Source organism: Niallia circulans, assembly GCF_007273535.1.
Lineage (GTDB): Bacteria > Bacillota > Bacilli > Bacillales > Cytobacillaceae > Niallia > Niallia circulans_B.
Window position 1 is genome coordinate 3,248,867 of the sequence record NZ_RIBP01000004.1, and the last position, 12,609, is coordinate 3,261,475.

Sequence of the window (12,609 nt, forward strand, 5' to 3'; positions counted from 1 at the left end):
TCCATATTAGCTGTTATTGCAAGCTTTTTTTGCCAGCATCCTCTGATGGAATGCTGGCAAAATTGGAAACTTTGCAAATAGTTTTATTTATATGATTCTATTATACATATAATGTTATTCCATTTCTTCCTATAATAGGAATGTTCTTTACGCTAATCGTTGCACTTTGCTGCTGACACTAGCTCGTGGAAATGGACATTTCAATCTTGCTATCACTCTTTCTATAACTATCCAAGGATAAAATATCAGCCTTTCACAGAACCTATCATAACCCCTTTTTCAAAGTATTTTTGAATGAATGGGTAAATAATCAAGATCGGCAATGTCGAAACAATGATGACTCCATACTTGATTTGGTCTGCATATTTCTGTGCGTACCCGCCAGCAGCCCCACCTGCACCTGCACCTTCGGCAAATACTTGGTTGGATAAAAGAATATCTCTTAGCACAATTTGCAATGGCTGCAGGCTATAATCTCTGATATAAATCAAGCCGGTGAAGAAATCATTCCAATGTCCAACTAAATAGTATAAGCCGACAACAGAAATGACTGCTTTTGATAAGGGCAAGGCAATTTTTCCGAAGAATTGAAAATGTGTACACCCGTCCATTTGTGCTGCCTCAAACAGCTCTTTCGGCAAGGAGCTTTCAAAAAAGGTTCTTGTTATAATTAAGTTAAATACATTCACAGAAAACGGAAGAATGAACACCCACATATTATTGATTAAGCTTAGCTCCTTCATTAACAAGTATGTTGGGATAAGTCCGCCATTAAAAAACATTGTAACAACAAAGATGAACATTAAAAATCGTCTTGCCTTAAAATCCTGCCTTGAAAGCACATACGCTGCCGGCAGCGTAAGCAATAGATTAACAAATGTTCCTAATACGGTATAAATAATTGTATTTTTATAGCCGACCCATATTCTTGAATCATTAAATATCTCTTTATAGCCGAACAAGCTGAAGCCTTTCGGATACAGCGTCACTTGCCCTGTTGACACTAAGGTCGAATCACTGACAGAGGCGATGACGACAAAATATAACGGGTATGCGACCAATAAGAAGATAAATAAACATAATATGAAAATGAATGTATCAAAAACAATGTCGCTTTTGGTTTTACCTTTTGTGCTGAAAATCTTCATGACTTCCCTCCTTCTTTTGCAGGCATAAATAATCGCCTACCATAAGCTAATATTAGAAAACCTTTTGGCTATATAATTCATTGCGATCAGGAAGACGAAATTGATCATTGTATTAAAAAGGCCGATGGCAGCAGAATAGCTGAACTGATTTGAGATAATCCCGATTTTATACACATATGTCGCGATGACTTCAGAGACTGGAAGATTAAGAGGATTTTGCATTAAAAAGATTTTTTCAAATCCGGTATTAAGGATATTCCCCATACTTAAAATAAATAGGATAATCATCGTTGGCACAATCGCCGGCAGGTCAACATAGCGAATCGTTTGCCATCTGCTTGCACCGTCGATTTTTGCAGAATCATAGAGCTGCGGGTCCACACTTGCTAATGCTGCTAAATAAATGATGCTGTTCCAGCCTGCATGCTGCCAAATATCTGATAGCACATAAACAGGAACAAATGCCTTCTCTGACGCCAATAGGTTTATATCCCAGCCGAAGGAATGCATAATATGCCCAACAACGCCTGAATTAGGCGACAAAAGAACATTAAGCAAGCCCACCATAACTACTAAGGAAATGAAATGAGGCAAATAAACGGTCGTTTGGATCGCTTTTTTCCAACGCTTCCAAATGACTTGATTTATGATTATTGCCAGAATGATTGGTGCAGGGAAGCCAAGTATAATGGTCGCAAGGCTGATTACCACAGTGTTTTTCATTAAATCAGCAAACATATAGCTGTTAATGAACTCCTTAAAGTAATGAAGCCCAACCCACTCACCGCCTGTAATTCCCTTTGTGAAGTCATATTCTCTAAATGCTAACTGCACACCATACATCGGGATATAATTAAAGATGATAATAATAACAATCGCTGGCAGGATCATAATCCATAATTGGTAATCCCGTTTCAAGCTTTGTAAAACATTTCTTTTTTTTGCAGGCTTCGTTGTCATCTCTGGGACTGCTTTTTTTGCTTGAGGATTGATTAAGGCCACAAAGCTACCTCCCTTTTAAAAGGATGCCGTTTTAGGATTATGCTTAAATGGCATCCTTCGTCATTTGTTGTTACTTATTGGTTCTTTTTGTAGTCATCATAATATTTCTGCATGATTTTGATATTTTCCGGCAAGCCTGTTTTTTCGGCATTCTCTAAATAAGCATCCCACTCTTTATCAACACCGCCTTTAGTAATCCATTGCGAGTATTTCGCTAAGGCAAGGTTCATTAAGTTAGTGTTATTTAAGCTAAGCTTCGAATTGTCTTCTTTGCTGTACTTAATGAACATACTCGGAAGAACGTCATTTTCCACATCAATGGCATCTAACGCTTCTTGCAGTGGCTCTGTTTGTTTGCCGACAGACTGCATATCCGTTCCAAGCTCTAGCTTCAAATCGTCTGCTACATACATTGGTCCGTTATCGGCCCATGTTGTTGTCCATTTCCATGTTCCTGGATCCATGTTTTCATCTTTTGGCGGCAATACTTTGTAGCTGCCATCTGCATTTTCTTCAATATTTGTGCCGATGGAGCCAAACAGCACCTGCATGCTCACCTTTGGATCATATAATTCATTGATGAATTCTAATGCAGCTTCTTTATTTTGGGACTGTGCAGATAATGTAATCATATTGACACCATAGTTTAAGCCATTATAGTCATAATCCCATGAAACTTGGACATCATCTCCAGCTGTTACTTGCAGTGGTGCCATGGAAGCATATTGTGGCGCCACCTCATTGCCGAATCTGTCTGTCACTTCCCAGCCAAATGTATAGCCGACCTTCGCTGTGTCTTTATCACCTCTGGCTAATGACTGGTATTTCGTGTAGTCCTGTGTAAATACTTCTTTATTAATCAAGCCCTCTGCATAGCATTTATGCAGAAACTCGACAAGCTCTTTATAGCGATCATCTGTTAGGAAGTTTTTGACCTGCCCATCCTCCACATAGTAGCCTGAACCACTCGCATCTGTCAGTGTGATGCCAAAGCTTCCTAACAGGACGGTTGGCTGGAAGAAGCCAAAGCCGATTGTGCCAGTTGGTGAAAAGTCCATTGGAATTTCGTCATTTTTGTCTCCGTTTCCGTTTGCATCCTCATCCTTGAATGCTTTAAGAACTGTATATAATTCATCCCAGTTTGTCGGCATTTTCAAGCCAAGATTATCAAGCCAGTCTTGGTTGATGAATTGTCTTGTAGCTGTTCCAGGCCAAAATCTCTGATATTTAGGCAGCCCGTATATTTGGCCGTCAAGCTGTGTCGCAATTGCTTTTGTTTCCGGCTTTGCATCAAACATCGCCTTGACATTTGGCAGGCTTGAATCCACATCATCAGCCAAATCCTCAAACAAGCCTGGAAATTGCACATAATCTGCATCTGTAATGGCATTAGGGCCAATAATTAAATCAGGTACATCACCACCAGCAAGCAAGGCCCCTTTCTTCTGATCCCAATCTGCCGAAACTTCCTGCCACTTAATATCAATCCCAAGCCGGTCCTCTATCTCTTTGAGCCATTCAATTTTGTTCACATCCTGTGTTAATGGGTGCTTTGTTATAAGTGCAGTAAGCTGCGGCTTCCCATCCTTTGTGACGGCTGCCTTTTCCTCTTTGTCTGAACAGCCTGCTAAAACAAGAGCGGCGAGTGATGCTGCCAGAAAACCATAACCTAATCTTTTCATCTTGTTTTCCCCCAATAGAAAATTTTTTCGTCACTAAAACTACCGCTTTCTTAATGTTTTACCTCCTTTTATGAAAATAGCTTTAAAAGTTTATGTAATTGTGAACGTACACGAAAAAGTCCATGTGCGTTCAGCAGATACAACAAATAGTGATAGCGTTTACATTATTCTAAAAAAATAAGGATGAAATAATAGTGAAGGAACTGTGTACGTACACGAAAAAAACTAAAAAAAGGAGAGGCAGTAATTGAGTAAAATTCCTAGATGAGCATTTGTTGTAGGTAAGGTTTTTATTGTTTAAATGCAAGTTAATGATAACGCTTTCTTTTTGGTTCGTCAATAAGACTCTCTCTTCAAATTTCCGCTGTTTTTGGCAAAAAGGCAGGTTTTTTTTACATTATTGCTCTTTTCTATTTTCATTCCTGTCGAAGATTCGCCTGTATCAACGAATCATGCGATATTTTAATTATTTAAAGGCATTATAGGGACAGCTTAAGCTAAAGTGGTAAGCTACAAGTCCCTAAAAATAAAAAAAGTTTTAGCGTCCTCATTAAAGCGCTAAAACTTCGCCTCGTTCTCTAATCCTTTTATAATAAATTCAACATGATCCTCTGCCGAGTTTTTTACTTCCTCATAGCCCTTTACACTGCCATGATAATGAGAAATAAAGCCATGCAGTGATATAAAGGCAGACATAATAGCACTTGCTTTTAAAAGACTCTTCGAGTGTGTCTGTATGGCGATTGTAAACTGTTCGTAGCAATGATTGGCAGCTTCACGAGATAAACCGCCCATTCCCTTTCTCCCCTGCATAAACATCATCTCATATTGGCTTTGATTGTTTAACCCGAATTCCAGGAACGAAAGCATCAGTCGCTGCTGCTTTTGTTTATCCTGCTCCTGTTCTTCACCCAAAATTTCTTCGATACGTTTATTTAATGCGAAAAAACCTTCATCAACAATAGCATGAAAGAGCGCTGCTTTATTTTTAAAATGATAATAAATTGCCCCATGACTACACTCAAGCTCTTTAGCTATGCTGCGCATGGAAAGTTCTTGATATCCTTTTTCTATGAATAATTCCCTTGCTTTATATACAATGCTGTCTCTTGTTAATTCTTGTCTTCCTGCTTTTCTCGGTGACATAGGTGGCTCCTTTAATTGACCATAGGTAAATATTATAGCATGCATCTGACGTTTTACACTATGTAAAATAGATAACATCACTTCGTTGTTGTAAACCTTCTAATCGCACATCTTTTTTTGTTTTCTTTTTGGTTGCTTTGGATGCATAAAATTTAATTATTTGCCACTTTTTCTATTGTCCGCATGTTTTTTTTCGCTTTCCTAATATTACAAATAGGACTTTTTTTTCGAACCCTTCTTGATTACGAACGTTTGTTCTGATATATTAAACACTATAAGGAGATGATTTTCATGATACGAGACAGAGGGGCCATTAAGTGGACGGCAATGATGCTACCAGAGCATGTGCACAGCATTAAAGAAGCACTGAAGGAAGACAAAAAAATAACGCAGCCCATCCTGGATGAGGATCAAATTCGTGAAATGGAACTGCTCATTTTAGAAAGCATGGAATATGGCTGGGTGCTTGAATGCGAAATGTTTAAAAACGGTGAGATTCGCCGTATCAGCGGCCATGTTGTGCATATTGACCATCTGAAACAGGAAATTCGCATACAGGATACTAAAGATAGTCTACATACTATTCCTTTTCGCAGCTTAGTAAACATTCAAAAAGACTAAACAAGGAGGTGCTGCATGATGTTCGACTATTCTCAATTTCCAGACCGTTCCATTCTTTGTGTAGACATGAAAAGCTTTTACGCAAGCATTATCGCCGTCCATGAAGGCTTGGACCCTCTCACATGCCATCTTGCTGTCGTCGGCAATACGGATCGAACAGGCAGTGTTGTCCTTGCAGCATCTCCCGCTATGAAGCGTGATTTTAAAATTAAAACAGGATCCAGGCTTTTTGAGATCCCAGACGATCCGAGAATTAGCATTCACAATCCGAAAATGGGTTTGTTTGTCCGTGTCTCAACAGAAATAACCAAGCTGTTCTTCCGGTATGTCCCCCCATCAGCCGTCCACACCTATTCTGTCGATGAAAGTTTTCTTGATGTGAGCGGTCTTGAGAAGGTTTGGGGCACACCAGAGGAAATAGCAGCCCAAATCCAACGGGATATTCTTCTAGACATCGGCTTACCCTCCACAATCGGCATTGGTCCAAACATGCTGATGGCAAAGCTGTGCCTCGACTTGGCTGCCAAAAAAACAGCCAACGGCATCGCAAGCTGGTCGTATGATGATATTCCCGCAAAGCTGTGGCCCCTTTCTCCATTGCGGGAAATGTGGGGAATCGGCCGACAAGTGGAAAAAACACTGCACAGCATGGGAATATTTTCTGTCGGCCAGCTTGCTCGCTACGACCTGTCCCTTTTGGAGAAAAAATTCGGGATAATGGGCAACCAGCTATATCACCATGCATGGGGAATTGACTTATCCGAAGTCGGTGCACCAATTATACAGGGGCAGATCAGCTACGGAAAAAGCCAAATACTGCTGCGCGATTATAAGGACGAGAAGGAAATTAAATCAGTCATCCTTGAAATGTGCGAGGAGGTTGCCAAAAGAGCTAGAGCCCATCATCACGCAGGCAGAACAATCAGCTTTGGCCTCTCCTACAGCAAAGATGAATTCGGCGGCGGCTTCCATCGGTCGAGAACGATTGAGAACCCAACAAATATTACGATGGATATTTACCGTGTCTGTCTCGAATTAATGCGCGAGAATTATCATGGGCAAACAGTTCGGCAAATCTCTTTGTCTATAGGAAAACTAGAAAGAGATGATGAGGTTCAGCTCGATTTATTTGATACAAATAGCTGGAAAAAAAGAAAAATTGGCTATGTAGTTGATGGCATCCGCAACCGTTACGGTTCCGCCTCCCTGCTTCGTGCTGTTTCGTACACTTCTGGCGGCACTGCTAGACATCGCGCCAAGCTTCTTGGCGGCCATAAAAAATAAAGGATTTGCCAATTTTCTTATCGAATATACTTACAGATTACGAAAAAGCAATCGAAAGGAGAATCTCCATGTTTCTTAAAAAGATAACCCTCCTTAAAGATGATATACCGCAACAAAACAGCTACCCCTTTTCCATTCCAGCCATTAAAGGCTTGCGGGAACTAGAATTGACAAATAAAGTGACGTTCTTTATTGGCGAGAACGGTTCAGGGAAATCAACACTGCTTGAGGCTATTGCCGATAAATGCGGGTTTCATACGGCAGGAGGAGGAAAAAATAATTATTACGAAGTCCATTCCTCCCAGTCTGATTTAGGTAACCATATTCGGTTATCTTGGATGCCTAAAATTACAAACGGTTTTTTTCTGCGCGCTGAATCCTTTTATCATTTTGCCACACTTCAGGATGAGCTGGAAAAGGACCCATTCACAAAATCAAACTATCGGGCATACGGTGGTAAATCACTGCTGCAGCAATCACACGGTGAATCCTTTTTATCCCTATTTCAGCATCGATTCAATGGGCAAGCGATTTATTTGCTGGACGAACCAGAAGCAGCCCTCTCTCCGCAAAGACAATTAACATTCATCCGTCTCCTGCATGATTTGGCGGAATATGAGGATTGCCAGTTTATCATTGCCACACACTCCCCTATCCTGTTAGGCTATCCGAATGCTTCCATTTTGAACTTTGATGGTGGCGAAATAACTGAAATACAGTACGAGCAAACAGATAATTATCGACTCACGAAATATTTTTTGCAGCATCGGGAAAAAATGTTGGATGAGCTGCTAAGAGATGATTAAAAATACTTGAAATTACCCATGAAGGATATTCTTCTCGGAATAGGAAAAGATAAGAATATCTTCATTTACAAGGAGTCAAGTATGATCGGTTTGCTAGCTGCCATTATTATTTTTAATACAATTGCCTATTTTTCCATAAAGCGTTTAACTGGAAACCAAATCTTGCATATATGGTTATTTACAGTAGTGCTTCAGCTTATTTTTGATGTGTATATCGATTTAAAATACCACGGCTATTGGTATCTTTCCAAGGATATTGACTTGTTGGCAATCCCGCAGATTTTATTATTGGTACCGCCGGTTAATCTTATTTTTCTGAATTATTATCCATTCAAAAAAAAGCGCAAAACAAAAGTAATATATATCGCCATATGGGTGTGTGCGATTGTCCTTTACGAGCTAGTGACGTTAATTCCAGAGCCTTGGGGCTATTTTCATTATGGGTGGTGGCGAATCTGGTACTCCATTTTGCTTGATCCATTTTTGTTTATCATTTTAATTAAATATTATCGATTTATTTGCCGTCTGGAGGCAAAAGCAGATAAGCATGCACCAACATAAAAATGAGTCATTATTACCATATCGAAAAAAAAACAAAAATTACACAAACGAAAAAACCGATAAAAAAGACCTATTTTTACAATAAACCAACTGGGATATTCCTTGACAATTTTTTGAATAATGATATAAAATTTACTTGGGCAAATTTTACGAAAGTAAAAGACGCAAAGCCACGGGCCTAAAGCAAAAGCAATGGCAGCCGGGTTGCAGATAAAGAATGTGAGGCTTTTATTTGTTATGGAGAGGTTAAGAAAACTCTGCCGCTAAAAGCCTATAAAAAACGACACATTTCCTGTCTAATTTGCCTTAATAAATTAGAAAAGAGGAAAAGTATGTTTTATCCAACAGTTTTGAATGAAAAAACAAGTCTTCGCCATATCGTAAAGGATAGGCAATATTGCATGTGCGGTTCCAAGTATAACCCATATGCTACGCTTGAAAAACGAGATTTTAAACGCATTGAATTCAAACAAGAACACGAAATATCATGTCCGAGCTGCAAAAGGATGTCACATTAACAAAGTGCAAAGATAGTAATACAGATAATCCAGAAAGGGAGCTGAAAAAATCAGCTCCCTTTCTTCTATTTTCAAAAAAAAAAAGCATCTTAGCGGATGCCATTAACATTCATATACTCTCTAAAGCTAACAAGTAAGTCTCTTTCTTCATTGTGCAATTCATAGCTTTTCATTCTCAGCTTGTTTAATTCCTGGTGTAAGCTTTTATTTGCTGAATCACGTTGGAGCTGTTTCATGATTAAAATGGACTTAGCCTTCGCTTCAGATTGCGCTTTAGCTAATACCTTCATTTCATTGATAAAAGAATTCTCTTTTAATATAGTAAACACCTCCTAATTTAGTTAATTCGACACATCCAGCTCTTTTCCTTTTTTTCAACAGAAGCAAAATAAAACACTTTAGTACTTTAAACCCAAAAACATTTTATTAAGACAGGAAAAATATACCTTATTCTCTGTTATAGTTAAAGCTACAATAAAAGTAGACAAACCTAGACATACTCAAAAATCTTTTTGAGGAGGATTTCTATGATTAAATCTTTTATATGCTATTTTCGCAGGTACCACAAATTTGATTATTACAATGACAAGTGCAAAACTTGCGGGAAGCTTAGAAAACGTCCTTAAAAGTATCGAGCCTTTATTGAGCTCTTTTTTTTTTGCAAAACTCCCCACTATTTTGTTACATGATGTTTACGCAGACAAGCAGTAGGGAAAGAATGGATTGTATCAATACTACAGGAGGTGTTAGTATGTCTTCCTTGAAACTCCTTAGTGATAAATCCTTGCTATTTGCCTATAGACATGCACAGCGTTTAAATCTAGACATGGAATTTATTACAATGCTAAAACAGGAAATAACCAAACGAAAGCTAATTCATATTGTCTTTAACAAAAACACAAAAATTCTCTATAATCAACATAATAAAGAGGATAGATAAATAAATGCAATTGCATTTTTAGATTCAATATCTATACAAGATATATTTTGTAAAAGCAGAATAAAAATATGTTAATTCCTCATACTATTATTAGGACTTGTAGCTCAAAGATAGAGCAACCGAGTTGTTCCAACCGAGAAGCAGCTTGTGTATCTTGCGGGTTCAAATCCCGCCAAGTCCGATTTGCTTCTATTTGTAGAAGTATCTTATAAAAAACGCCTTCTTTTTAAAAAAGGCGTTTTTTTAATACTATATTTTACCATTGCCCGGGAAATTCACAAATCTTTGCTGACCTATTTTATTAAAATGGTCTGTACTTGATTTGGCTTAATACAAATAGATATTGTATTTGTGTCCATTGCTAAAGGACAAATAATATTTTCGTTTAATTGACACAAAAAGATATCCTTATATTTTGTCTTTAAGATAAAGGAAGATTCAACCTCCTTTTCAGTCGGATTGTATAAACGTAAAATCAAGCCTTCTTCCTTTTCGGCCTTTTTTAATGTACTTAGCACATTAGCGCTGTTTGTGTCTTGAAGCAAACTAAAGCTGAGTGGCGTTTGCTTCACTGCTGTGTTTAACTTCATCGCATTATACGGTATTTTATTATATGTTTGTATTCGTGATCTATATTCTTTAGCTAGTTTCCCTGTGTTTTGTGCGCCTTTTTTTGTAGAGACAGCAAACTCTACATTAAGCTGACCAATCATTTGAGAATCAGGAGTAGAAAGCTTTATTCCAGATGGCCTGCCGGGCCTGCGCACTAAATTCTCTTTCCCAAGATAGCCAACACTACGTAACAACGTAAGTGCAATAGTATCAGACTCTGCTCCTACGATTTCATATTCACGAATACTGTTTGTTAAGGTACTCACTGTGTAATAATCATTGCATAAGCTGACGTATGACAGCATCGGATAAATAGCGTCAGGACGCTCATCCCACCCTTCTTCCTCCCAGTACTGGATGGCTGGATCAAGTACACTTCTTTTAATTGAACCAAATTGATTATCAGAAACAGAAACAGCAGCTGCGATTTTACTTGGAATGTAAGTGCGTAATCGATAATCCTTTGCGTTGTTATGAATAGCACCAGCCACATTAATTATCGGCTTGTCAAAAGGAATTGTTATGTTCCACTTAATTTCTGAAATAACACTGTTCCTGTTATCTTCCCTATCCTGTAAATCTTTTGGCAAAGGAAGTTTGACCTTTATATATATTTGCGCTTCATAGCTGTTTTCCATAATTACAAACGAAGCACTAGCATTCTTATGAATGTTAGGCTCCTCATTTAACACGGGAGAAAAATCGTATTCGTCCCCGTCATCGCCAGATGTTTCAAGCAGCAACACATTTTCGAGCTTGAGCCCAATCTCCTTATCAAAAATCGTTAATGTTCCATTTGCATTAACTTTTATGTGATAATAGTCGGTTTCAATCCAGTCCTTTTCCGTAATGGCTGCTTCCATTTCATTCTCCTGCGGTACAATAAAAAACGCCTTGTACCCCATTGCGGGAATAGCTGCCTTAAACTGGATATGGTATTGCCAAAAGGGTTCATAATTCTCATAATGAACGAGCTGCCGGTCAACCAAACCAGGATCTAAGCGGACTTTTTCAACAAGCTCAAATGGAATTTCAGACCCGTTCGCATCTTCAAGAATAAAAGCTGTTTGCTTTGTTGTAACAACAGCATTTATCGTGTCCACTCTTTCATAGGAAAGCAAATTAAATGCTGTCACGATATCCTCTTTTCGGTCTGTCGCAATGGCATCTGAAATCTTCCGTTTGTAAAAATCAATCAGCCTGTCGATCTTCTCCTCTGCAAGCACAAAGCGATTCATTATTTCTTGATGAACCTTATCTGAACAGCAGCAGCCGATACTGTCATGGGCATGGTTTTTGAGCACTTCTTTCCAAATTAATTCAATTAAACCATGATGGTATTCAAATCCCAATGAATAAGCAATCGCTGCTAAAGGTTCCAAAATATCAACGATTTTATTTTCTATCCTCGTGTTTGCTGCTTTAATATCCATCCGGCTTGAAAATATACTTCGATGGACGCGCATGTATTTGCCATCAAGCATTTCCCCTCGAACAGTCGGCAGCGAAGAAGACAAAGCTGCAAAACTGTCCATATAGCTGCTTAACAAAAATTCTCTGTCAGGATACAGTCTTTTTAATGTCTCCATAACTTCGAAAATATTCTGTTGAATAGGCATTTGATCATGGCCGTTCGGCAAAATAACATTGCCATTTGTACTGCCCTTATCTAAGACAGGAAAATATTTTTTCATTCTCGTTTGAAGTGCTTCCTCCTCTTCCGGTAAATATTTTCCAATGGCATACCCTAGTGGAAGAAGCTGTACAAGCACTCTTGAGCCTTCATCACTTTCCCAATAAAATTCAGTCTTGTCTGTGCCAAGCCGTTCAGAGGCACCTCTCCAGAAAATAAAGTGCTTAATATCAAACCCATTTAAAATTTGCGGCAATTGCGCTGATTGCCCAAAGGAATCAGGCAAATAACCGATTTTCATCGCCTCACCAAAAGCTTCGCAATCCTTACTTCCGTATAACAAATTACGTACAATCGATTCTCCTCCAACAATCATTTCATCTGTTTGTGTATACCACGGTCCAATTAATAGCTTGCCTGTTTGGACAAGCTTTTTTATTCTGTCTTTTGCTTGCGGCTTAACGGCCAGATAGTCCTCGAGTATAGCAGTTTGCCCGTCTAATAAGAAGCATGGATAATCCGGATTTCCCTCAAGCACCTCAAAGATTTCTTCCATATTGTTTACAAGCAGGATACGAGATTCCTCTGTTGAAAAATACCATTCTCGATCCCAGTGCATATGCGGTATAATATGTACTTTTTTCATCTGTTCCTCC

Annotated in this window: 11 protein-coding genes, 1 tRNA gene and 1 riboswitch; of the genes, 6 read left to right on the plus strand and 6 right to left on the minus strand. The window is 38.7% G+C overall.

Going from position 1 to position 12,609, the window contains the following annotated elements:
• Window positions 1-245: 245 nt before the first annotated feature.
• From CEQ21_RS24065 to CEQ21_RS24080, 4 genes are all read right to left on the minus strand, one after another.
• The gene (locus CEQ21_RS24065; protein WP_185766726.1) at window positions 246-1,148 is read right to left on the minus strand and encodes a carbohydrate ABC transporter permease; all 903 of its coding nucleotides are present in this window, start codon (window positions 1,146-1,148) and stop codon (window positions 246-248) included.
• A 36-nt stretch (window positions 1,149-1,184) separates the two neighbouring features.
• Complete coding sequence (locus CEQ21_RS24070; protein ID WP_185767406.1) at window positions 1,185-2,108, minus strand: ABC transporter permease; 924 nt, start codon at window positions 2,106-2,108, stop codon at window positions 1,185-1,187.
• A gap of 116 nt (window positions 2,109-2,224) precedes the next feature.
• Window positions 2,225-3,832: a type 2 periplasmic-binding domain-containing protein gene (locus CEQ21_RS24075; RefSeq protein ID WP_185766727.1), complete on the minus strand. Its 1,608-nt coding sequence runs from the start codon at window positions 3,830-3,832 to the stop codon at window positions 2,225-2,227.
• Window positions 3,833-4,390: 558 nt separating this feature from the next.
• Window positions 4,391-4,978: a TetR/AcrR family transcriptional regulator gene (locus CEQ21_RS24080; protein WP_185766728.1), complete on the minus strand. Its 588-nt coding sequence runs from the start codon at window positions 4,976-4,978 to the stop codon at window positions 4,391-4,393.
• A 291-nt stretch (window positions 4,979-5,269) separates the two neighbouring features.
• Between CEQ21_RS24080 and CEQ21_RS24085 the strand changes: the two genes are divergently transcribed.
• The 4 genes from CEQ21_RS24085 (at window position 5,270) to CEQ21_RS24100 (ending at window position 8,250) form a co-directional block, all read left to right on the plus strand.
• A complete protein-coding gene (locus tag CEQ21_RS24085; RefSeq protein WP_185766729.1) occupies window positions 5,270-5,599 on the plus strand; it encodes a YolD-like family protein in 330 nt (109 codons plus the stop codon).
• 18 nt (window positions 5,600-5,617) lie between these two features.
• A complete protein-coding gene (locus CEQ21_RS24090) occupies window positions 5,618-6,883 on the plus strand; it encodes a Y-family DNA polymerase (RefSeq protein ID WP_185767407.1) in 1,266 nt (421 codons plus the stop codon).
• Between the two features lie 68 nt (window positions 6,884-6,951).
• Complete coding sequence (locus tag CEQ21_RS24095) at window positions 6,952-7,689, plus strand: AAA family ATPase (RefSeq protein ID WP_185766730.1); 738 nt, start codon at window positions 6,952-6,954, stop codon at window positions 7,687-7,689.
• Between the two features lie 81 nt (window positions 7,690-7,770).
• Window positions 7,771-8,250 carry a hypothetical protein gene (locus CEQ21_RS24100; RefSeq protein WP_185766731.1) on the plus strand — a complete coding sequence of 160 codons (480 nt, stop codon included), beginning with the start codon at window positions 7,771-7,773 and terminating at the stop codon, window positions 8,248-8,250.
• Between the two features lie 129 nt (window positions 8,251-8,379).
• A riboswitch (cyclic di-GMP riboswitch) is annotated at window positions 8,380-8,462 on the plus strand.
• Between the two features lie 395 nt (window positions 8,463-8,857).
• On the opposite strand, the gene CEQ21_RS24105 is transcribed toward CEQ21_RS24100, so the two are convergent.
• A complete protein-coding gene (locus CEQ21_RS24105; RefSeq protein WP_185766732.1) occupies window positions 8,858-9,058 on the minus strand; it encodes a hypothetical protein in 201 nt (66 codons plus the stop codon).
• A gap of 461 nt (window positions 9,059-9,519) precedes the next feature.
• Between CEQ21_RS24105 and sda the strand changes: the two genes are divergently transcribed.
• Both sda and CEQ21_RS24115 read left to right on the plus strand, forming a co-directional pair.
• Complete coding sequence (sda, locus tag CEQ21_RS24110; RefSeq protein ID WP_185766733.1) at window positions 9,520-9,708, plus strand: sporulation histidine kinase inhibitor Sda; 189 nt, start codon at window positions 9,520-9,522, stop codon at window positions 9,706-9,708.
• A 93-nt stretch (window positions 9,709-9,801) separates the two neighbouring features.
• Window positions 9,802-9,889 (plus strand) — tRNA-OTHER (locus CEQ21_RS24115).
• 112 nt (window positions 9,890-10,001) lie between these two features.
• On the opposite strand, the gene mngB is transcribed toward CEQ21_RS24115, so the two are convergent.
• Window positions 10,002-12,599 (minus strand): mannosylglycerate hydrolase, encoded by a 2,598-nt coding sequence (gene mngB / locus CEQ21_RS24120; RefSeq protein ID WP_185766734.1) that lies wholly within the window; start codon window positions 12,597-12,599, stop codon window positions 10,002-10,004.
• Between the last annotated feature and the right edge of the window lie 10 nt (window positions 12,600-12,609).